This is a genomic window from Stutzerimonas stutzeri (genome assembly GCF_000952685.1).
GTDB lineage: Bacteria > Pseudomonadota > Gammaproteobacteria > Pseudomonadales > Pseudomonadaceae > Stutzerimonas > Stutzerimonas stutzeri_E.
Genome location: NZ_JYHV01000037.1, coordinates 397,545 through 419,430, shown reverse-complemented (window position 1 = coordinate 419,430; position 21,886 = coordinate 397,545). Strand labels below are relative to the sequence as shown.

The following is a 21,886-nucleotide window of genomic DNA, read 5'->3' as shown; positions in this document are numbered from 1 at the left end:
GCCTGATGTCTAAGTGATATCATCGCTGCGCCAGTACATGAGCGACGCCAATGCAAAGCCTAGAACATCAGTCTGCCGAAGATTTTCGGGATACGCCCTATGGCAGGCAGCTGCTTCAGGGGTTTCGCTTCCTGTTCTTCGTGCCTGAACTGGAACGTGAATTTCGCCGCTACCTGAATCATCAGGCGCGCCTGGCGCAACGGCTAGGTGCTTGCTTGCTGATGTTGGTGGTTGCGGGCTACCTCTATGTCGAACGGCATCTTTTTGCCCAGTCCGATCCGGCCTGGCTGCTCGAGCTCACGCTGCTGCGCCTGCTGGAGATGCTTCCCGGGCTCGGGATTCTGGCCATGTCGCTCTTCCACAAGCGGGTCAGGATCATCGCCAATCGGCTATTTCCAGTGCTGCTGGTACTGGTCGGCATCATCGCTGCGCGCATCGATATCCAGTACGAGATGCTCCAGCCGGAAATGTCGTTCCGCTATGGCGCCGGGCTGTTGATCGTCTGTTCGTTCTTCTTTCTCGGAATCACCTTCTGGCGGGCCTTGATCAGCGCGGCATTGATCGTGCTGATCGACGTGTTGATGGCTGCGATGATTCTTTCGCCCTTCGAGATGAAGGTGCACTGGATTTCGGTCAGCTATTACCTGTTGCTGCTGGTGATCGGGGCGACCAGTCGCTATGTCCATGAATACTCGCAGCGCGAACAATTCCTGGTGCGCAAGCTGCTCGGCTGGGTTGCGCAGCACGACGCACTGACCGGGCTGGCCAACCGTCGCAGCTTCGACACCGCGCTCAACCAGACACTGTTGCAGGCACGGCGTGATCGTCAGCCGCTAGCGCTGCTGCTGCTCGATCTGGATAACTTCAAGGCCTACAACGACAACCTCGGCCATCCGGCCGGCGATGCGCTGATCCGAGACTTCGGTGCCTTGTTGGATGGCTTCTCGCGACGGCCAATGGATCTGGCGGCGCGGGTTGGGGGCGAGGAATTCGCCGTGCTTCTGCTCAATTGCGATGCTGCGTCGGCGCAAGCCATTGCGGGACAGATACTGTCGACGCTCGCCGAACGTGCTATCCCCCATCCCGCATCGGCACAGGGGAATTGCGTCACAACCACCATCGGCGTCGCGATGTGGCAGCCGGGGCAGACCGCCGAACAGCTCTATCAGGCGGCCGATGCCGCACTGTATCGAGCCAAGCAGGCCGGCAAGAATCGCTACGCGTTGAGCCCTGCTCTGTCAGCGGAGTGAGCGCTGCGCCATTCAGCGCCGCGGCGTGACCGGGCGGGTGCGGCCGCTGCCGTCGATGGCGACGAAGACGAATACCGCCTCGGTCACTTTGCGCCACTCACTGGACAGCGGGTCATCGCTCCAGACTTCCACCAGCATGCGAATCGAGCTGCGCCCGATTTCCAACGTCTGGGTATAGAAGGACAGCTGCGCGCCCACGGCCACGGGCACCATGAACGCCATGCGGTCGATGGACACCGTGGCCACGCGGCCGGCTGCCACGCGGCTGGCCATGGCGGTCCCGGCCAGATCCATCTGGGATACCAGCCAACCCCCGAAGATGTCACCGAAGCCATTGGTTTCGCGCGGCAGGGCGGTCAGCTGCAGGGCCAGATCGCCCTGTGGGATTGGGTCTTCCTGTTCGTATTCTTTCATCGGGTTGGACTCGCGGCGCGTTTGTTGTTCTGGCGCGAAATGCCCACGGTAGTGCGGGCCGGGCCGAGTATAGCGGCTGTGCGTGGCCGCAGCGACTGAAGCGAAACAAGTTCCTGGTCGTCACCAGATTGTCATATTCAGTTCATAGAGTGTTCACACGGCCTGCAGACAATGGCCCCCGTTCCAAACACTGACACACCCCTGCTAGGAGCATGGAATGAAACTGAATCGTTTGATGGCGGCCTTGACCTTTGTTGCCGCTGGTGTAGGCGCTGCCAACGCAGTGGCCGCGGTTGATCCGGCACTGCCGGCTTATGAGAAGACCTCCGGCGTTTCCGGCAACCTGTCCAGCGTCGGTTCCGACTCCCTGGCCAACCTGATGACCCTCTGGGCTGAAGACTTCAAGCGCAGCTACCCGAACGTCAACATCCAGATTCAGGCCGCCGGCTCCTCCACCGCACCGCCCGCGCTGACCGAAGGCACGGCCAACCTCGGCCCGATGAGCCGTCCAATGAAGGACAACGAAATCCAGGCCTTCGAAGAGAAGTACGGCTACAAGCCGACTGCAGTGCCGGTCGCTATCGACGCCCTGGCCGTATTCGTCCACAAGGACAACCCGATCAAGAGCCTGGACATCGAGCAGGTCGACGCGATCTTCTCCAGCACCCGGCTGTGCGGTGGCGAGCAGGACATCAAGACCTGGGGTGACGTGGGTCTGACCGGCGAGTGGGCTGGCAAGCCGATCCAGCTGTTCGGCCGTAACTCGGTGTCCGGCACCTACGGTTACTTCAAGGAAGAAGCCCTGTGTAAAGGTGACTTCAAGTCCAACGTGAACGAGCAGCCAGGCTCCGCTTCGGTGGTGCAGTCGATCTCCAGCACTCTGAACGCCATCGGTTACTCGGGCATCGGCTACAAGACTTCCAGCGTCCGTGCTGTACCGCTGTCCAAGGGTGGCGAGGCTTTCGAAGCCAACGAAGAGAACGCTCTGGCTGGCAAGTTCCCGCTGGCTCGCTTCTTCTACGTCTACGTCAACAAGGCGCCGAACAAGCCGCTGAGCCCGATCGACGCCGAGTTCCTCAAGCTTGTGCTGTCGAAGCAGGGGCAGGAAGTTGTGGTCAAGGACGGCTACATCCCGCTGCCGAAGAAAGTGGTCGACAAGACCATGCAAGAGCTGGGTCTGAACTAAGACGTCACGCCAGCCACGCGGCGCTTGCCGCGAGTTGCAGCGACGCCCGCCACGCCCCGCGCGTTGGCGGGCGTCTTCACGTCACCTGGCTGTAATTTTTCTGTCACACAGCTGCATTAAATTAGGCGCCCGACCGGCCATCAAGCCAGGAAACGACTCGCGCCATAGCGGCGTAGCAGTTCAGTTTTAACGGCCTGAGCGGCCAGGACCTTCGCATGAACGATATCGAGACCATGAGCGCGAATTCCGATGTGCAACGGCTGGACTTCAACACCCCTGCGTTGCAACGCAAGCGGCGCGTACGCGCGCTGAAAGACAACCTGGCGCGTTGGTATGTCTCCATAGGCGGGCTCGCCGTGCTCGGCGCGATCTGCCTGATCTTTTTCTATCTTGCTCAAGTTGTTACGCCCATGTTCCAGGGCGCCGAGTTGGACGCACGCGATGCCCAGCAGCCGGCTTGGTTGGCCGATGCCGGCAAGCCGCTGCTGCTGGCCATGGAAGAGCAGAACCAGGTCGCGTTGCGCCTCGGTGACGACGGCGTGGTGCGCTTTTTCAGTGTGAGAACCGGCGAATCCCTGCGCACGGTCGAACTACCGCTGCCGGCCGACAGCCACATCGTATCGGTGGGGGAGGACACGCCCGGCAACCGTCGGATGGTGCTGGGCCTGAGCAACGGCCAGGTGCTGGTGGCCGAACACAATTACAAAGTCAGCTATCCGGAAGGCAAGAAAACCATCACGCCGCAGCTGGACTACCCCTTCGGTAAAGAGCCGCTGAACCTGGACCCGCAAGGACGTCCCATCGAGCACGCGGCCATCAGTCTCAACGGCTCGACCCTGATGGTCGCCGGCGCAACAGACGGCGCGCTGCATGCGTTGAAAATAGCCTCCAGCGAAAACTTGATGACCGGCGAAATCAGCCTGGAAGAGGAGCGGATGGCGCTTCCTCAGCTGTCGGAGCCGATCAAAGCCCTGCGCATCGACCCACGCCATATGTGGCTGTTCGCGGTGAGTGGCCGTTCCAGCGTCGACGTATTCGACCTGCGTCGCAAGCAGCTCAACGGTCGCTACAAGCTGCTCGCGGGCAAAGGCGAAATTACCACCGTGGCTTCATTGCTCGGTGGCATCTCGCTGATGGTCGGCGATTCGGTCGGTGGCGTTGGCCAGTGGTTCATGGTTCGGGGTAACGATGGTCAAGCCGAGCTGAAGAATGTGCGCAACTTTCAGCTGGACGGCCAGCCGATCACCCAGATTCTTCCCGAAGAGCGTCGCAAGGGCTTTCTTGCGCTCGATAGCGCCGGCACCTTGGGCATCTTCCACAGCACTGCCCATCGTACCCTGCTGACCGAACAGGTCACTGACGGCGCCGCTGTCGCCGCCATGTCCCCCCGTGCGACCCGCCTGTTGGTGGAGTCAGGTGATCAGCTGCAGCGTTTTGTCATCGACAACCCGCATCCGGAGATCTCTTGGAGCGCGCTGTGGGGCAAGGTCTGGTACGAAAGCTACCCCGAGCCTGATTACGTCTGGCAGTCGACTTCTGCGACTGGTGACTTCGAGCCCAAGTTGAGCCTTTCGCCACTGGCGTTCGGTACCCTCAAGGCGGCCTTCTACGCGATGTTGTTGGCAGCCCCGCTGGCTATCTGCGCCGCGTTTTACACCGCCTACTTCATGGCGCCCACGCTGCGCCGCAAGGTCAAGCCGGTTATCGAGCTGATGGAAGCCTTGCCAACGGTGATCCTCGGCTTCTTTGCTGGCCTGTTCCTGGCGCCCTATCTGGAAAACCACCTACCCGGCATTTTCAGTCTCTTGTTGCTGATGCCCGTCGGCATCCTGCTGGCCAGCTGGATTTGGAGCCGGATGCCCGAAGGCTTGCGCCTGAGCGTCCCGGATGGCTGGGAAGCGGTACTGCTGATCCCGGTGATCCTGTTCGTGGGCTGGGGCTCGCTGGCGGTCAGTGGTTACCTGGAGAACTGGTTCTTCGGCGGCGACATGCGCCTGTGGCTGTCCAACGAGATGGGCATTCCCTTCGATCAGCGCAACGCTCTGGTGATCGGGCTGGCCATGGGCTTCGCGGTGATCCCGACGATCTACTCGATCGCCGAGGACGCCGTATTCAGCGTGCCGCGCAGCCTGACGCTGGGCTCACTGGCGCTCGGTGCAACCCCTTGGCAGACATTGATCCGCGTGGTGCTGCTCACCGCCAGTCCAGGCATTTTCTCTGCGCTGATGATCGGCATGGGCCGCGCCGTGGGCGAGACCATGATCGTGCTGATGGCCACCGGCAACACGCCCATCATGGAAGCGAACATCTTCGAAGGCATGCGCACGCTGGCGGCCAACGTGGCGGTGGAAATGCCCGAGTCGGAAGTGGGCAGTACCCACTACCGCGTACTGTTCCTCGCGGCGATGGTGCTGCTGATGTTCACGTTCGTGATGAACACCCTGGCCGAGGTGATCCGCCAGCGCCTGCGTCGTAAATACGCCAGCCTGTAACACGAACCACGCCTTCGGGCACCGACGCAGCCCGCTGCGGCTACGACAAGATTTCGAAAAGGTATCGATCCGTGAAAAAGGATTCGCTGAAAACCTGGATCAAGAGCGGCACCCCTTGGGTCTGGATTAATGCCGGTGCTGTTTCCATCGCCGTGATCATGACCCTTGGCCTGCTGGCGGTAATCGCCGTGCGGGGCCTTGAGCACTTCTGGCCAGCTGACGTCGTCGTCAGCGACTACCAGATCCCCGGTGCCGAGCCACGCGTAATGGCCGGTGAAATCGTGCAGGCCGAAGAGGTGCCACGGGCGCGCCTGGCGGCCAGTGGCCTCCCGGTAGATGTCGAGGGCGGCGAGTTCATGACGCGCGAACTGCTCAAGGTCGGCAACCGCGAGGTTTATGGCGCGGACTTCTCCTGGGTCGTCGGCGAGTGGCTGAGCAATCCGCGTAAGCCGGCCGATCTGGTGGCGCTGGAGCGCCGCGAGTGGGGCAACTTCTATGGCGAGTTGTTGAACGTCAAAGAAAGCGGTCAGCTGGTAGCCGAAGGCGACGCAGCATGGCCAGAACTGCAAAAGCGCATTGATCGCATCGACGAGCTGCATGCTGATATCGCCAGGCTGGAGAAGGTCGACATCGGTCGCATCAACCATGGCCTCGAACGCCTGCGTCTGAAGACCCGCAAGCTGGAGCTGGACGATCAGCTCGATGCGGCCGCCCAGGCCGAGCTCGATGCCGAGCGTGCGCGGTGGGATGCCGAATACAAGGCGCTCGAGACCGAGCTGGTCTCGCTCTACACAGGTTTCAATCGCGACAGCATCACCATGCGCACCATGGACGGTCAGGAAAAGGAGATCAGCCTGGGCAAGATCGTCCGCGCCTATCGTCCCAACGCCATGTCGACGCTGGACAAGCTGGGCTTCTATGCCGCCAAGGTTTGGGAATTCGTCAGCGACGAGCCGCGCGAAGCCAATACCGAAGGCGGCATCTTCCCGGCGATCTTCGGCACCGTGCTGATGACCATCATCATGGCGGTGATCGTGACGCCGTTCGGCGTGATCGCCGCGGTTTACCTGCGCGAATATGCCAAGCAGGGCGTGCTGACCCGCATCATCCGCATCGCGGTGAACAACCTCGCCGGTGTGCCCTCGATCGTCTACGGCGTGTTCGGTCTGGGCTTCTTCGTCTATGTCCTGGGTGGCTCGCTCGACCGCATCTTCTACCCCGAAGCGGCGCCGGCGCCGGTGTTCGGTACGCCGGGTCTGATGTGGGCGTCGTTGACATTGGCGATCCTGACCCTGCCGGTGGTGATCGTCGCGACCGAGGAAGGTCTGGCGCGTATTCCGCGAATTCTTCGCGAAGGCTCGCTGGCGCTCGGCGCGACCAAGTCGGAGACATTGTGGAAAGTGGTGCTGCCGATGGCCAGCCCGGCGATGATGACCGGCCTGATTCTCGCCGTGGCCCGTGCGGCCGGTGAAGTGGCGCCGCTGATGCTGGTCGGTGTGGTCAAGCTCGCACCGAGCCTGCCGCTCAATGGTAACTACCCCTACCTGCATCTCGACCAGAAGATCATGCACCTGGGCTTCCATATCTACGACGTCGGCTTCCAGAGCCCCAACGTCGAGGCGGCGCGGCCGCTGGTCTACGCCACCGCATTGCTGCTGGTGCTGGTGATTGCGGTCCTGAACCTCACTGCAGTCGTCATTCGTAACCATCTGCGCGAAAAATACAAAGCGCTCGACCATTAACAGCAGCTGAAAGCCAGAAGCTGGGAGCTAGAAGCAGCACGCTTCGACTTCCAGCTTTCAGCTTCCAGCTTCCAGCTCTCCCGGAGTGAGCCTTATGCAAACCCGAACTACCCATTCCATCGATATCTCTGCGCTGGGTCGCGACAAGCGCGCACTGGACCTGGCCAACGAAGCGATGGCCATCGAAGTGCCCGACCTGAGCCTGTATTACGGCGAGAAGCAGGCGCTGTACAACGTCAGCATGAGCATTCCGCGCCAGCGGGTGACGGCCTTCATCGGCCCGTCCGGTTGCGGCAAGTCGACGCTGCTGCGCTGCTTCAACCGCATGAACGACCTGGTCGACGGCTGCCGCATCGAAGGGGCGATCAACCTCGACGGCACCAACATCTACCGTAAGGGCGAGGACGTCGCCGACCTGCGCCGCCGCGTCGGCATGGTGTTCCAGAAGCCCAACCCGTTCCCCAAGAGCATCTACGAAAACGTCGTCTACGGCCTGCGCATCCAGGGCATCAAGCAGAAGCGCGTGCTCGACGAAACCGTCGAATGGGCACTCAAGGGCGCGGCATTGTGGGATGAGGTCAAGGATCGCCTGCACGAGTCGGCGCTCGGTCTTTCCGGTGGTCAGCAACAGCGTCTGGTCATTGCCCGCACCATCGCCGTACAACCCGAAGTGCTGCTGCTCGACGAACCGAGTTCGGCTCTTGACCCGATCTCCTCGTTGAAGGTTGAAGAGCTGATCTACGAACTGAAGGCCAAGTACACCATCGTCATCGTCACCCACAACATGCAGCAGGCCGCGCGGGTGTCCGACTACACCGCGTTCATGTACATGGGCAAGCTGATCGAATATGGCGACACCGATACCCTGTTCACCAATCCGGCCAAGAAGCAGACAGAAGATTACATCACCGGCCGCTACGGTTGAGGCCTGGCTATGTCAGAGCGCGCCAAGCGGCGTCGGCGGAACTTGCCGTACAAAAACGTACTGTCTGCGTTCCGCCTCCTTGCCTGACACGCTCTGCCAAAGCCCAGACGGATTCAGGTGAATCAATTTACACCGGTGCGCTGCGCACCAGCGCCGCCTAGCGGCAGCCTCCTCGGAGCGAAAACATGATCAGCAAAGACAGCCACACCCAACACATTTCCCAACAGTTCAACGCCGAGTTGGAGGAGGTGCGCAGTCGCCTTCTGGCCATGGGCGGGTTGGTCGAAAAGCAGGTCAACGATGCGGTTACCGCGCTGATCGAAGCCGATTCCGGGCTGGCGCAGCAGGTGCGCGAGGTCGATGACCAGATCAATCAGATGGAGCGCAACATCGACGAGGAATGCATCCGCATCCTCGCCCGTCGCCAGCCGGCGGCATCCGATCTGCGGCTGATCATCAGCATCTCCAAGTCAGTGATCGATCTGGAGCGCATCGGCGACGAGGCGACCAAGATCGCCCGGCGGGCGATCGAACTCTGCGAAGACGGCGAGTCGCCGCGTGGCTACGTCGAGGTCCGCCATATTGGCGATCAGGTGCGTCGAATGGTGCAGGAAGCGCTCGATGCCTTTGCCCGCTTCGACGCCGAGCTGGCTCTGTCGGTGGCGCAGTACGACAAGACTGTCGATCGCGAATACAAGACCGCACTACGTGAGCTGGTCACCTACATGATGGAAGACCCGCGCTCGATCTCGCGCGTGCTCAGCGTGATCTGGGTGCTGCGCTCGCTGGAGCGGATCGGCGACCATGCGCGCAACATCGCTGAAATGGTGATCTATCTGGTGCGTGGCACTGACGTCCGCCACCTGGGCCTGACGCGCATGGCAGAAGAAGTCGCCAAGCGCGACTGAGTTGCCGAGGGTTGGCTGATCGGCGGGCCAGTGCGATAAGAGGGCGGACGAGCGGTCAGCGCGACGCCAAGGCCTCGCTGAGATAATCGATCAGCGCTCGCTGCTTCGGCGGCAGGCGCTGGTTCGGTCGCCACAGCAACCAGGCGGCGCCTTGATACGATCCGGTGTAACGCCATTGCGGCAGCACTTCGCGCAGGTGGCCCTCGGCCAGGGCTTGCGCGGCGGTGAACTGTGGCAAGACGGTGACACCGAGACCAGCCTGCGCTGCTTCGAGCCGCGCTTCACTGTGGTTGCTGATGTAGCGACCACGCACCGTCACCACTTCCTCCTGCGCACCATCGCTGAAATGCCAGCGGTTATCGCCAGCGTGCTCGCCCAGATACAGGCAACTATGTCTCAGCAGCTCCTGCGGATGCTGGGGCGTGCCGTGCATTGTCAGGTATGTCGGGCTGGCGCAAAGCAGCTGCCGGACCGGACCGAGCGGCTTGCCGGCGAGCCCTTCCGGCGGACGGTCGGTCACCTTTACCAGCAGGTCGAAGCCATCGTCGATCAGGTCCGGGCTCTGGTCGCTGATCTGCAGCTGTACGTCGACGTCGACGTAGCGGCGTAGAAACCCCGGCATCAGCGGGCTGATGACGAACTTGCCGTAGGCCTTGGGCACGCTCAGGCGCACCAGCCCGCGTGGGCTGCTCATCAGCCGCTCACCGATGGCCAGGGCCTGGTCGGCAGCATCCAGCATCGTTCGGCAATGTGCATAGAATTCGCGGCCCGCCTCGTTCAGCCGAAGCTGCCGGGTGGTGCGCTCCAGCAGTCGCAACGACAGCTGTTGCTCCAGCCGTGCTATCTGACGGCTCACCGCCGACGCGGTACTGCCGAGCTGTCGCGCCGCCGCCGAGAAACTTCCCGCTTCGACCACACGCACGAACACCGCCATACCTGGGAGCAGCGCGGTCTTGTCATTTGTTCTCATGCTGAACAAGTCCTTTGCCGAATCGCTGGATTATCGTCCTCGGCGTATCAATGGACAATCGGCCCGTTCAGATAAAACGGTGATCACATGCAGAACGGGCGCGGCGTGGTACAACGCAACCTCTGGCTGGCCGATGCCATGCTGTTGCTGGTGGCGGTCATCTGGGGTAGCAGCTACACGGTGGCCAAGCAGGCACTGTGGTTCTATCCCGTGCTGGGGTTTCTGGCGATTCGCTTTGGCCTGACGTTCTTCCTGCTGTTGCCGCAGCTGCGCGGCAGGGGGCGACGGGCGATTCGTCCGGGATTGCCGCTGGGGCTGGTGATGCTGGGAATCTTTCTCTGCGAAACCTGGGGCGTGATGCTCACCAGCGCCAGCAACGCTGCCTTTCTCATCAGCCTGTGCGTGGTGTTCACGCCGTTCGTGGAGTGGGCGATGCTGCGCCAGCGCCCGAGCAATCTGTTGTTCGTCGCCTGCGCGCTGTCGCTAACCGGCGTCTGGTTGCTGACCGGAGGCATGGCGATATCGCTCAATATGGGTGATGGGCTGATGCTTGCAGCCGCGGTGTTGCGCGCCGTACTCGTGTGCCTGACGCGACGCCTGACCGCCGGTCTTGAGGTTCCGCCCTTGGCGTTGACGGCGGTGCAAAGCGGTGTGGTGGCGTCAGGTTGCTTGGTGCTGGGCTTCTCGCTGCCAGATGGCTTACCGGCCTTGCCGCAAAGCCCGGCATTCTGGGCGGCGGCCTTGTATCTGGTGGGCTTCGCCACGCTGTTCGCACTCTATGTGCAAAACCTGGCGCTGGGTCGGACCAGCGCGACGCGGGTATCGCTGCTGATGGGATCCGAGCCGCTGTTCGGCGCGATTATCGCCGGTCTCTGGCTCGGTGAGCGGCTGGGGCTGCAGGGCTGGATCGGAGGATTGCTGATAATCGCGGCGACGTTTTGTGCCTTGCGGTCATCTCTTAGGCCCAAACCGCGCGTGTCAGACGCGGCCGTTGTGGCGAGTGCCTAGCTTCGTTGAAGACTGGTCACCAGTTCCGCCAGTTGCTGCTGCCGTTCGGCCTGCTCCAGGCGGGCGCCAGGATTGAGCGAGGACCATTGCGGATGCGCGCGGCACCGGTGCAGCGCTTCAGGTAGCTTGCCTTCGCGCCACGCCTTATCGTCCGGCGCATCGACGCGGATCGCGTCCATCGCGGCGTGCCCGCGCGCGGCGAGTGCGATCAGCAGCCGTCGCTGGCGCAGGGCGAGCAGGCGCAGCACGGCGTCATCGACGGTCAGCTCGCGCTGGCCTCTGAGCTTGCCCAGCAGGCGATTGCCATAGTGGCGAGCGGTCTGCGCGCCGCCACCGGCAATGGCACCGAGTAATGCCGCTGCGCCCAGAGTGATGCCGCCGACCATCAGGTCGACACCGGCACCTGCGGCCGCCCCGGCCGCCATACCCCCACCGATTTTTACACCGAGTTCCTTGAGCGTCTCCGGATTGAACAGATCGTCGCCCCAGCGACCATCGAGCAGCGGCAGATCGGCGGCCGCTGCATCCTGCGGACGGAAGCCATACAACCGCAACATGGTTTCGACGCAACGCTGCTCGCGGGCGCGCACGGCATCGTGCAGCTCACGAATGGCGCCGCGTTCGAGTTCCGGTTGAGCGGCGACGCTGCGCCGGCAAGCAGCGACATCCACCAGCAAGTCGGCGATCAATCGGTTGCCCTCGCTCAGTCGTGCGGCGGCCTGGGCTTCATGGTCGTCGATCAGGCGCTGTAACTTCGGGCGCGACTGCTCCAGCAGCAGCGCCAGGCTTTCGTACAAGCGACGCTCGCCGTCGATCGGCGGCGCCACGCTGTCGAAGCGCACCAATGCATGCAGACCCAGCCGTGCCAGGGCTTCGCGCCACTGTTCTTCACGGTGACCGGGCTGGGCGACGAAGTTGAGTACCGGCAGCAGCGGTTTGCCACAGCCGGCCAGCACCGCCAGCTCGTCCTTGTACTTGGCCAATACCGGCTCGCGGGCATCGATGACGTAGAGGCCGGCATCGCTGGCCAATAGCTGGCGTAGCACCTTGGCTTCCTGTTCGAAACGCTGGCGTGCCTCGCTGCCGTCGAGAAAACGGGCCGTGCGCGCCGGACCATCGAGGCGCTCGCCGGGTCGTTCGATGCGTTCGAGATGGTCGAGCAGGGCGATGGCGTCTTCGAGGCCCGGCGTGTCGTAGAGCTCCAGCAGCGGTTCGCCATCCACCGAGAGCCGTGCGCCTTCGACATGGCGGGTGGTGCTGGGCCGATGCGAGACCTCACCAAAGCTGACATCACGTGTGAGGGTGCGCAGCAGCGAAGTCTTGCCGACATTGGTGTGGCCGACCAGCGCGAGCTTCAGGGGCGCGCTCATGACTGCAATTCCGTCTTGGTGTTTACGAAGCTATGGACGCACTGGCTGGCGTCCGCCGGAATCGAGCCGAGCTCATCAATCATGGCCAGTCTCCAACCAGGTCATGGGGGCGCTGCCCGAATGAGGCAACCCAAGGCTCTCCAGCGCCTGGTGCCAATCCTGCAGCCGATAACTGTCCAGCGCTTCGCCAGCGGGCGCCTGCAACAGCCAGATGCGACTTTGTGCGGCACAACGGCTCAGCTCGCCGATCAGTGCCAAGGTGCCGCGATCGGGCGAGCGGCGCGGATCGCAGGCGATGGCTAGACGTTGTGGTGGGAAGCGGGTCAACTGTTCCAGCAGGCGACGGCGCTGCTCGCGGTCGTCCAGCACGCCGGCGTTAGCCACCGACCTTGGCAGCTTCGGTGGCCAGGGGTGGCTCGGCTCCAGCTCGATGGCTACCAGCACGGCACCTTCGCTACCATCCAGGTGCTCGCCGGCGTGTGGCGTATGCAGCTGGGCCGGAGCGGCATCGTTGACACCGAGGCGTTCGCTGGGTGGCTGCAGACGTTCGCGTAACAGGCGGTAGGCTGGCAATTGCAGGTCCAGGCGCAGCTGCGCACGACCCCGCCGCCAGCGCCACAGACAAAGCAGCGTCAGCAGCAGACGCGGCAGCAGGCCGTAGACCAACACCACGCCGACCAGCCAGCCGGCCCAGCTTTGCCGGGCGGTTTCGGCGCTGCCGGCCAAGGCACCGCTGGCTCGGATCTGCTCGACATCCGGCACACTGAAGCCCAGCAGCGCGGGCAGCGCGCCGAGCGCCTGGGTCAGGCTGATGAAGGTACTTTCGCCGAGAATGGTGGTTTCCCAGACGAAGCCATAACGTCGCGTCGCCAGCAGCGCCAATAGGGTCAGCAGCGCGCTGAACATCGCCAGCAGCCACAAACCGTGTACACCAAGCCCCAGCAGCCAACGGCCGAGGCGGTGTTGTTCCAGCACCGCCAGCAGGGCCGGCGCCAGCTGAACCGCTCGGGCATCACGGGCGAGCTTTTCACTGAGCCAGAGCCACAGGCGGCCCAGTGCACCGCCGGCATCGCCGGCGAAGAAGAATCCCAGCAACCAACCCAGCAACGTCAGTAGATTCAGCCCGAGCAGACTGCCCAACGCCCAGAACACATTGACCGGCCGCACGCCATCACCCAGCGCCGCCAGTCCCAACCCGGCCCCGGTGAACAGGGCCAGGAGGACCAGCGCAAAGCCGGCCAGCCGTGCGCCTTGGCGCCAGTGCTGCAAGGCGTCGATCAATCCGTCACGGCGCGCCAGCCACAGCGCGCGGAACTCAACCAGCTTAGCTAGCTCGCCGCCCTGCGCGCGGGCCTGGCGATTGGCTTCGGCATCATCCAACGGGCCGGCGTGCTCTTCACGCAGGCGTACGGCTTCGGTCAGCCAGAGGCGGTCGAGGGGATTCGGCGGCGACAGTGGAGGTTGGGGCACGCGGCTTCTCGTAGAGGGATTCGGTCCTGAGGATAACCGTTGCCGGTCAGAAGGGTGAAATGGCCGACCCGCTGGCACGACGTGCCGATTCTGCTAGCATCCGCCGCCGATCATCCGATCGCTCTGCGGTTCGCCGCGCCATTTGCCAGGGACAGGCCGATTCGCCAAGCCATGCTTGATCGCCGCCTTGTGCACCTTCAAAAGGAATTTGCTATGAAAGACGTCTTCTTCTTCGACTCCATGCTGACGCCGAAGATCATTATCTTCATCTACTGGCTGGGCTTGATCAGTGTGGTTATCGGTGCGATCGGCACCATGTTCAGCGGATACGGCGGGGGTTTCTGGTCCGGCCTCGGGATTCTGCTGTTCGGCCTGATCGGCACGCGGATCTGGTGCGAGCTGCTGATCGTGCTGTTCAAGATCAACGAGAACCTGCAGAAGATCGCCAATCGTCAGTGATTGGCCTCAGGCGGCATCCGTGCCGCCTGTTTTCAGCGCCAGCCGTTCGGCGTGGCGCCTTGCGTTAACAGCAGCTGATCGAAGAACGACAGATTTCAGGCTCTAGCCGAGGGGATTTTCCTGCGCGCCGTCGTTCGCTGGACGCTTGATGCGCTCCTGCCAATAACGGCGAATGGCGAAAAACAGCGAGAACGCGGTGAGCATGATGAAAATCCAAGTGATCGGCCCGCGAACGAAGATCATCGGATCGCCACGGCCGATCAGCAGCGTGCGCCGCAGGTTGTCCTCGAACATCGGCCCGAGGATGAAGCCGAGCAGAAAGGGCGCGGTGGCGAAGCCGGTGCGATTGAACACATAGCCGACCACCCCGAAGAACAGCATCAGGCCGATATCGAACACGCTGTTGTTCACCGCGAAGGAGCCATAGACGCAGAACATCAGCACGATCGGCAGCAGAATCGCCTTGGGAATGTCCGCCACCAGCGAGAAGTACTTGATCACGCCGTGGCCGACGCAGAGCAACACCGCGGAGCTCAGCATGATTCCGCAGAACAGCGCATAGATCAGGGTGAGGTTTTCCTGGAACAGCACCGGCCCGGGCGTTAGACCATGGATCATGAAGGCACCGAGAATGATCGCGGTGATAACGTCGCCGGGAATACCGAGCGACAGCAGCGGGATCAGCGTCGCGCCGGCCACGCCGTTGTTGCCTGACTCGGCTGCCGCCACACCTTCCAGCTCGCCCTTGCCGAAATTGGCGGCGTTCGGCGAGCGCCGTTTGGCTTCGCTGTAGGAGATGAAGGTGGCCGCGGTGGCGCCGGTACCGGGAATCGCCCCGATGATCACGCCAATGACCGAGCCGCGCACGATGGTCTTGAGGCTGGCCTTCAGCTCCTTGAGTGTCAGGCCGGCGCCGCTGGTAGCGGCGCGAATGTGCGGCTCCGCCTTTTTCAGATAAAAGCTGATCACCTCCGGTACGGCGAACAATCCGATCAGCAGCGGCACGAAGGACACCCGATCCATCAGGTTGTAGCTATCGAAGGTCAGTCGTTGGCTGCCGTAGACCACATCCATGCCGATGGAGGAGACGATCACTCCGAGACTGGCCGCGATCAGGCCTTTTATCGCGGATTCGCCAGCGATGGAAATAATCACCGTGAGCGAGAAGCAAATCAGCCAGAAGAACTCCGGCGGGCCGAAGTTCAGCGCGATCTTGGCGAGGTAGGAGGCGAACAGGATCAGCGCCAGGTTCGATAGCACGTCGGCGATGCACGACGAATAAAGCGCCATCTGCAGCGCCTTCTTGGCTTTGCCTTGCTGGGTCAGTGGATAGCCATCGAGCAGCGTGCAGGCTGCTGCGGGCGAGCCGGGTGTGTGGATCAGGATCGCGGTGATCGAGCCGCCGTACATGCCGCCCTTGTAGATGCCGACCAGCAGCAGGATTGCCGTCACCGGTTCGAGGCTGAAGGTGAACGGCAGCGCCAGGGCGACCGCCATGGTCGCGGTGAGGCCGGGAATGGCACCAACCACCACGCCGATCAATACGCCGATACCGATCGCGACGAAGTTGTCGACGCTCAGGAACAGGTTCAGGACTTCGGAAAAACCTTCCATTCGGCCACTCGCGGATAAGGACGGAGTTCAGTCCCAGAGCGTGCCCGAGGGCAGCGGGACGTTCAGGACATGGATGAACAGCAGGCTCACGATCCACGGCAAGACGATTGCCAGCGCGTAGAGCCAGAGTTTGCGCACCGGGTGGGCGGCGAACAGCAGCAGGGTGCCGAGTATCCCGGCGGCGATAGCGCCCAGCGGCTCGAACAGCAGCCAGTACGCGCCCAGCCCGGCGAGCATCAGCAGCCAGCGGCGTGGCGGCGCGCCTTCCTCGAGGGCCACCGTGCGCACCGGCGGGCGCAGGCAGCCTTCGATGATGAGTGCCAGCGACAGCACCGCGACCAGCCAACCGGCCACGTTGGGAAGCCAGCGTGGCGACTGCATCGGGTTTTGAACCATCGGCGCTTCTTCGATGTAGTTCGGCACCAGATGGAAGACGAACACCAGCGCGGCCAGCAGCCAGAGGCCGCCGAGCAGCGTATTGATATTGGCCCAGCGCGGACGACCGATGGCGGTTCTCATGCGGGCCTCCGCTTATTGAAGTTCGGCCTGGCCAGCGACGTGTTGCCAGCGCTGGACATCCTCAGCGACATAGTCGCGGAATGCATCGCCTTCCTGGCTTGCCGCTTCGCCGCCGATCTGTGCGGCGAAGTCCCTGAAGCTCTGATCCCCCATGACCTTGTCCAGCGCGCGCTGCAGCGTCTGCACGGCTTCGTCGGGCATGCTGTCGTCAGCGATCAGGCCGAACCAGGCGGTGGTGACGAAGTCGCCGAGCCCCTGATCGGCACCGAGCTTGGACAGCGGCTCGACACCCGGTAGGTAAGGAGAAGGTTCGGCGGAGGTCACCGCCAAGGCCCTGAGCTTGCCGGACTTGATGTGCGCGAGCACGGTGGGCATGTTTTCGAACGACAGGTCCACGTCGCCACTGAGCAGCGCCGGCAGCGCTTCGCCGCTGCCACGGAAGGGCACGTGGGTCATCTTGGTCCCGGTCATGGTTTTGAACAGCTCGCCGGACATATGGATCGAGCTGCCGACGCCGGATGAGCTGAAGGTCATCTCCTTGTCTTTTGCCGCCTTGATGAACTCGTCGACGGTTTTATAGGGGCTGTCCGCCGGCACCACCATGACGTTGGGAATCTCGATGACGTTGCGGATGAATTTGAAATCCTTCACCGGGTCGTAGGGCAGATTCTTGTAGATCACCGGGCCGATGGTGTGGCCGGGGGATGCCATGAGAATGCTGTGGTCGCTGCCACGGCCGCCTCGTGCCATCTGACCGGTAGCCATGGTCGAGCCGGCGCCGGGACGGTTTTCCACCACGACGGTGCCGATTTCCTTCTGCAGCAGGTCGGCGATCTTGCGCGAGAGGACATCGGTGGTGCCGCCCGGCGCATAGGGCACCACCAGGCGAACGGTGTCGGTTGGCCATTCGGCCGCCTGAGCCGCAATGGAAGCGAGCGGGAGAATGGTGCCCAGCAGAAGCAGGCGCAGGCGCAGGGTGCGCTTGAGAGTCAGAGCCATAGGAGAAATCCCGTCTTGTAATTGTTGTGGGCGTCCGACGATTGCTGGCTGGCATAGGGCCATAGACAGCGGCTCGGACGCATTCACCATAAAGGAACCCGCCCTGCCGAGCCTCCGCTGGACTGAAATGGTGTTCGATTATCGAACACTACTGCGCCTGTCACCGGTTGTGGTTTCGACCCGCTTGGGCCAACTTCGACTCCCCAGATTGTCGGTCCGTTAACGAGGAGGCGCCGGTGAGCGTTCTGCAGGGCATCAAAGTATTGGATCTAACGCGCATCCTCGCCGGCCCCTGGTCGACCATGGCGCTAGCGGATCTCGGTGCCGAGGTCTGGAAAATCGAGAGCCTGGACGGCGGCGACGATACCCGCAGCTGGATGCCACCGGCCAAGGAAGGGATCTCGACCTATTACCTCAGCGCCAATCGCAACAAGCAGAGCCTGGCGGTCGACCTGCGCAAGCCGGAAGGTCGCCAACTGATCCTCGAGCTGGCGGCGCACGCCGACGTGGTGGTGGAAAACTTCCTGCCGGCGAGCCTCAAGCGCCTGGGGTTGGACTACGCGGCGCTGTCGGCGGTCAATCCGCGGCTGATCCATTGCTCGATCACCGGCTATGGGCGCGACAATCCGCTGGAGAATCGTCCCGGTTACGACTTCATCATCCAGGCCGAGAGCGGTTTCATGTCGATCACTGGCGATAAGGACGGCGAGCCCATGCGTCTGGGCGTCGCCTTCATCGACCTGGTTACTGGTATGAATGCGGTCCAAGGCATCCTCGCTGCGCTGTACGAGCGCGAGAAGTCCGGTCTGGGACAGTCGGTGGATATCGCGTTGTCCGACAGCGCACTGCATTTCCTCGCCAACATCGCCTCCGGCTATCTCAATACCGGTAAGGTGCCGCAGCGCTACGGCAACGCCCACGCCAGCATCGTCCCTTATCAGCTGTTCAATACCGCCGACGGTAGCATCGCCCTGGCCGTGGGCAACGACGAGCAGTACCGGCGTCTGTGTCTGGACGTGCTGAAGCAACCGGAGCTGTATAGCGACCCGCGCTTCACCCAGAACAAGAGCCGTACCGAGAACCGCGAGGTGTTGCTCCCGATGCTGCAGGACGCCTTTGCGGGCTGGAACAACGAGGTGTTGATCGGCGCATTGCGCGCGCAGGGGATTCCTGTGGGCGAGGTGAAAAATGTGGCCCAGGCATTCGAGTCGGAGACCGCTCGCCATCGCGACCTGGTGATCAGCGCCGAACACCCGGTCGCCGGTGAAGTGCGCATGGTGCGCAGCCCGTTGCGCCTGTCGCGCACGCCGACCGTTGCACCGAAGGCACCGCCGTTGCATGGGCAGCACACCGACAGCGTGCTCGGCCGGGTGCTGGGCAAGAGCGAGGCCGCGCTGGCCGAGCTGCGTGCCGCTGGCGCTATTCGCTGAGCGCAGGCGGCGCAGTCCGGCTGGCGACCCGCTCGGATTGAAGCGGAGCGTCGCCCGGCCCGCCAAGCAGGCTGCAGCCGCGTACGCGCCGGCGAGTCCTCGTTGCGATCTTATTGGTCGAGCTGTGCCTGCCCGGCGACACGCTGCCAGCGTTTAACGTCCTCTGCGACATAATCGCGGAAATCGTCACCTTCTTCAGTCGCCAGTTCACCGCCGAGCTGGGCAACGAATGCCTTGAAACTCTCGTTATCGAGCTGCTTGTCCAGCGCGCTCTGCAGCGTCTGGATGGCCTCGTCCGGCATGCTGTCATCGGCGACCAGGCCGAACCAGGCGGTGGTGACGAAGTCGCCTAGACCCAGGTTGGCACCGAGCTTGGACAGCGGCTCGACACCCGGCAGGTAAGGAGAAGGTTCGGCGGAGGTCACCGCCAGCGCCCGAAGCTTGCCGGACTGGATGTGCGCGAGCACCGCCGGCATGTTCTCGAACGACACGTCGACATCGCCACTGAGCAGCGCCGGCAGGGCCTCGCCACTCCCGCGGAAAGGCACGTGGGTCATCTTGGTACCGGTCATGGCTTTGAACAGCTCACCGGACATATGGATCGAGCTGCCAACGCCGGCCGAGCTGAAGGTCATCTCCTTGTCTTTCGCTGCCTTGATGAATTGCTCGACGCTTTGGTAGGGGCTGCTCGCCGGCACCACCATGACGTTGGGAATCTCGATGACGTTGCGGATGAATTTGAAATCCTTCACCGGGTCGTAGGGCAGATTCTTGTAGATCACCGGGCCGATGGTATGGCCGGGCGACGCCATGGCGATGGTGTGGTCGGCGCCGCGTCCGCCGCGGGCAAGCTGCCCGGTGGCCATGGTGGAGCCGGCGCCGGGACGGTTTTCGACCACGACGGTGCCGATTTCCTTCTGCAGCAGATCGGCGACCTTGCGCGAGAGGACATCGGTGGTGCCGCCCGGTGCGTAGGGCACTATCAGGCGAACGGTATCAGTTGGCCATTCGGCGGCCTGGACAATGGAAGCGAGCGGGAGCGTGGTGCCCAGCAGCAGGGGCAGCAGGTGTTTGAGGACGGGCTTCATGTTTGTTCCTTCTTGTGGTTGTTCTAGGAATCACCGCCGTTCGCAGGACGATCGGTCGCGGCCAGGCCGTAAAGCTAATACCTCGCCAAGGGGCGGCGGGTTCCCCTCCCGCGAACCCTGAATGCCTGATGATCACTCGACGCGAGGCCCGGTCGCTCAGAGCCGGGCCACATGTGCCTCAATCGGCGCGCAGGCGCACGGCGATGTCTGGTTGATCGATGAACAGACCGTCGATACCGGCGTCCAGGTAGGCGCGGATATCGGCCTCGATGTCGCCTCGATCGGCAGGCGAGTCGCCCTTACGCAGGTTGGTCGGCAGGAAGGCGTTTTCGGCACGGAAGGTGTACGGATGCACCTTCAGGCCAGCGGCGTGGGCGTTCGGCACGAAGTCAGTAGGCTGACCGAGGTTGCCGTTGGCGTCGCGCGGGATGATGTAGCTTTTCTCCGGACCGACACCGGCGGCGTAACGCGAGATCACCTTTAGACCTTCTGCGGTCGCCATTTGCGCGTAGGTCAGGTCAGTTCCGCGAACCTGCTGATCGTACGGCTGACCGCTGCCGAACAACTGCACCAGGCGTAGCTGGGTCATGCGGCTCAGGGCTTTCAGGTTCTCGACTTCGAACGACTGGATATGCACCGGCGCATTACGGCCGGCGTAGCCGTTGCGGTGGAGGATGCGCACCAGCGGCTTTTCCATGGCCAGGCCGAGCTGCTGGAAGTGGGTCGGGTGCTTGGTTTCGGGGTACAGACCGATGCGGCGGTGTTCGCTCAGCTGCAAGGTTTTCACCAGATCGATGATTTCCTGCAGCGTCGGAATTTCCAGGCTGCCGTCGAGCCGCGCATTACCGGGACGAATCGCCGGGATGCGCTCGATGGCGCGCAGCGTTTTCAGCTCGGCCAGGGTGAAGTCTTCGCTAAACCAGCCGGTGAGCTTCACGCCGTCGACCAGTTGCGTGCGCTTGCGGTCGGCGAACTCGGGATGTTGCGACACATCGGTGGTCAGCCCCAGCTCGTTGTCGTGTCGAGCAACCAACTCGCCGTCGCGGGTCATGACGAGGTCCGGCTCGACATAGTCGGCGCCCTGCAGGATGGCTAACGCGTAAGAGGCGAGGGTGTGCTCGGGCACGTAGCCACTGGCGCCGCGGTGGGCAATGACCAACGGGTGGGGCTCGCCGCGGCCGTTCTTGGCTGCGATCGAGGCGTCGGGCGTGGCGGCAAACGCGGCGATCGGCAAAAGCAGGCTGCAGGCGATAAACAGGTGGCGCAGGGTGGGGCGGCTGTGGCGGGCCATTAGGGCGTCTCCATGAAAGGGGAGCGGTAAGCCTGAAACCTGAGAATGACGACAGATTGACGCTTTGGTAAAGCGAAGATGACCGTTCGATGATGCTGACGTGTATCTGGCGGCGCTGACTGCTCTGCGGGCGCTCTGTTATTCTCGCCGTCATGAATCAGACCTCACTTCCCCTCGCCATGATCGCAGCCCTCGCGGACGACCGCGTAATCGGGCTCGACAACAAGATGCCGTGGCATCTGCCTGCCGACCTCAAACACTTCAAGGCGATGACCCTTGGCAAGCCGATCATCATGGGCCGCAAGACCTGGGATTCGCTCGGCCGGCCCCTGCCGGGGCGGCTGAACCTGGTGGTCAGCCGACAGCCGGACCTGCAACTCGAGGGTGCCGAGACCTTCACCTCGCTCGACGCCGCGCTGACTCGCGCCGAGCAATGGGCGCGCAAACAGGGTGTCGATGAGCTGATGTTGATCGGCGGTGCGCAGCTTTATGCCCAGGCGCTGCCCCGGGCGCAGCGCCTCTACCTGACCCGCATTGAGGCCAGTCCCGAGGGTGATGCCTTCTTTCCGGCCTATGACGAAGCCGAATGGGCGCGCATCGACAGCCAGGCACACCCGACCGAGGGCGACGCCCCGGCGTACCGTTTCGAGACCTGGCAGCGCCGCTGAACCGGATTCGCCCACGCCTTCCTTGACCGGTGCCAAGTCTTCACCTGGCGCCAGGCCCTATGCTATCCATCCGCTCGCCACGA

The 21,886-nt window shown here is 63.0% G+C and carries 19 protein-coding genes; 10 read left to right on the top strand and 9 right to left on the bottom strand.

Annotated features, from left to right (window positions below):
- The first annotated feature begins 50 nt into the window (after positions 1–50).
- Positions 51–1,250, top strand: a complete 1,200-nt coding sequence (locus UF78_RS20535; protein ID WP_045164061.1) for a GGDEF domain-containing protein — start codon at positions 51–53, stop codon at positions 1,248–1,250.
- 12 nt (positions 1,251–1,262) lie between these two features.
- Here the strand turns inward: UF78_RS20535 and UF78_RS20530 are convergent, their stop codons facing one another.
- On the bottom strand, positions 1,263–1,664 hold the full coding sequence (locus tag UF78_RS20530; RefSeq protein WP_045164060.1) for an acyl-CoA thioesterase: 402 nt from the start codon (positions 1,662–1,664) through the stop codon (positions 1,263–1,265).
- A gap of 217 nt (positions 1,665–1,881) precedes the next feature.
- Here UF78_RS20530 and UF78_RS20525 point away from each other — a divergent pair, with 217 nt between their 5' ends.
- The 5 genes from UF78_RS20525 (at position 1,882) to phoU (ending at position 8,917) form a co-directional block, all read left to right on the top strand.
- Positions 1,882–2,850, top strand: a complete 969-nt coding sequence (locus UF78_RS20525) for a PstS family phosphate ABC transporter substrate-binding protein (RefSeq protein WP_045164059.1) — start codon at positions 1,882–1,884, stop codon at positions 2,848–2,850.
- 215 nt (positions 2,851–3,065) lie between these two features.
- Positions 3,066–5,342 carry an ABC transporter permease subunit gene (locus tag UF78_RS20520; RefSeq protein WP_045164058.1) on the top strand — a complete coding sequence of 759 codons (2,277 nt, stop codon included), beginning with the start codon at positions 3,066–3,068 and terminating at the stop codon, positions 5,340–5,342.
- Positions 5,343–5,413: 71 nt separating this feature from the next.
- Positions 5,414–7,084, top strand: coding sequence for a phosphate ABC transporter permease PstA (pstA, locus tag UF78_RS20515; protein ID WP_045164057.1), 1,671 nt, complete (start codon positions 5,414–5,416; stop codon positions 7,082–7,084).
- Between the two features lie 94 nt (positions 7,085–7,178).
- Positions 7,179–8,009: a phosphate ABC transporter ATP-binding protein PstB gene (gene pstB / locus UF78_RS20510; protein ID WP_045164056.1), complete on the top strand. Its 831-nt coding sequence runs from the start codon at positions 7,179–7,181 to the stop codon at positions 8,007–8,009.
- 185 nt (positions 8,010–8,194) lie between these two features.
- Complete coding sequence (gene phoU / locus UF78_RS20505) at positions 8,195–8,917, top strand: phosphate signaling complex protein PhoU (RefSeq protein WP_025243469.1); 723 nt, start codon at positions 8,195–8,197, stop codon at positions 8,915–8,917.
- 55 nt (positions 8,918–8,972) lie between these two features.
- Here phoU and UF78_RS20500 read toward each other — a convergent pair whose 3' ends face one another.
- Positions 8,973–9,887 carry a LysR family transcriptional regulator gene (locus UF78_RS20500; protein WP_045164055.1) on the bottom strand — a complete coding sequence of 305 codons (915 nt, stop codon included), beginning with the start codon at positions 9,885–9,887 and terminating at the stop codon, positions 8,973–8,975.
- An 87-nt stretch (positions 9,888–9,974) separates the two neighbouring features.
- On the opposite strand from UF78_RS20500, the gene UF78_RS20495 reads away from it, so the two are divergent.
- The gene (locus UF78_RS20495; protein ID WP_045164054.1) at positions 9,975–10,895 is read left to right on the top strand and encodes a DMT family transporter; all 921 of its coding nucleotides are present in this window, start codon (positions 9,975–9,977) and stop codon (positions 10,893–10,895) included.
- On the opposite strand, the gene UF78_RS20490 is transcribed toward UF78_RS20495, so the two are convergent.
- Both UF78_RS20490 and UF78_RS20485 read right to left on the bottom strand, forming a co-directional pair.
- Entirely contained in the window at positions 10,892–12,265 is a 1,374-nt protein-coding gene (locus UF78_RS20490; RefSeq protein ID WP_045164053.1) for a GTPase/DUF3482 domain-containing protein, read from the bottom strand. The genes UF78_RS20495 and UF78_RS20490 overlap by 4 nt on opposite strands.
- A 75-nt stretch (positions 12,266–12,340) precedes the next feature.
- Positions 12,341–13,735, bottom strand: coding sequence for a DUF2868 domain-containing protein (locus UF78_RS20485; RefSeq protein WP_045164052.1), 1,395 nt, complete (start codon positions 13,733–13,735; stop codon positions 12,341–12,343).
- A 213-nt stretch (positions 13,736–13,948) separates the two neighbouring features.
- Here UF78_RS20485 and UF78_RS20480 point away from each other — a divergent pair, with 213 nt between their 5' ends.
- Positions 13,949–14,194, top strand: a complete 246-nt coding sequence (locus tag UF78_RS20480) for a DUF4282 domain-containing protein (protein ID WP_045164376.1) — start codon at positions 13,949–13,951, stop codon at positions 14,192–14,194.
- Between the two features lie 102 nt (positions 14,195–14,296).
- On the opposite strand, the gene UF78_RS20475 is transcribed toward UF78_RS20480, so the two are convergent.
- From UF78_RS20475 to UF78_RS20465, 3 genes are read right to left on the bottom strand one after another with little or no spacing between them, the layout of a single operon-like run.
- On the bottom strand, positions 14,297–15,808 hold the full coding sequence (locus tag UF78_RS20475) for a tripartite tricarboxylate transporter permease (protein ID WP_045164051.1): 1,512 nt from the start codon (positions 15,806–15,808) through the stop codon (positions 14,297–14,299).
- Between the two features lie 27 nt (positions 15,809–15,835).
- Entirely contained in the window at positions 15,836–16,327 is a 492-nt protein-coding gene (locus tag UF78_RS20470) for a tripartite tricarboxylate transporter TctB family protein (RefSeq protein WP_045164050.1), read from the bottom strand.
- Between the two features lie 12 nt (positions 16,328–16,339).
- The gene (locus UF78_RS20465) at positions 16,340–17,326 is read right to left on the bottom strand and encodes a Bug family tripartite tricarboxylate transporter substrate binding protein (protein ID WP_080890670.1); all 987 of its coding nucleotides are present in this window, start codon (positions 17,324–17,326) and stop codon (positions 16,340–16,342) included.
- 236 nt (positions 17,327–17,562) lie between these two features.
- Between UF78_RS20465 and UF78_RS20460 the strand changes: the two genes are divergently transcribed.
- The gene (locus UF78_RS20460; protein WP_045164049.1) at positions 17,563–18,756 is read left to right on the top strand and encodes a CaiB/BaiF CoA transferase family protein; all 1,194 of its coding nucleotides are present in this window, start codon (positions 17,563–17,565) and stop codon (positions 18,754–18,756) included.
- A gap of 110 nt (positions 18,757–18,866) precedes the next feature.
- Here the strand turns inward: UF78_RS20460 and UF78_RS20455 are convergent, their stop codons facing one another.
- Both UF78_RS20455 and UF78_RS20450 read right to left on the bottom strand, forming a co-directional pair.
- Positions 18,867–19,844: a Bug family tripartite tricarboxylate transporter substrate binding protein gene (locus tag UF78_RS20455; RefSeq protein ID WP_045164048.1), complete on the bottom strand. Its 978-nt coding sequence runs from the start codon at positions 19,842–19,844 to the stop codon at positions 18,867–18,869.
- A gap of 178 nt (positions 19,845–20,022) precedes the next feature.
- Complete coding sequence (locus UF78_RS20450; protein ID WP_045164047.1) at positions 20,023–21,135, bottom strand: glycerophosphodiester phosphodiesterase; 1,113 nt, start codon at positions 21,133–21,135, stop codon at positions 20,023–20,025.
- 152 nt (positions 21,136–21,287) lie between these two features.
- Between UF78_RS20450 and folA the strand changes: the two genes are divergently transcribed.
- The gene (gene folA, locus UF78_RS20445; RefSeq protein ID WP_045164046.1) at positions 21,288–21,803 is read left to right on the top strand and encodes a type 3 dihydrofolate reductase; all 516 of its coding nucleotides are present in this window, start codon (positions 21,288–21,290) and stop codon (positions 21,801–21,803) included.
- The last annotated feature ends 83 nt before the right edge of the window (positions 21,804–21,886 follow it).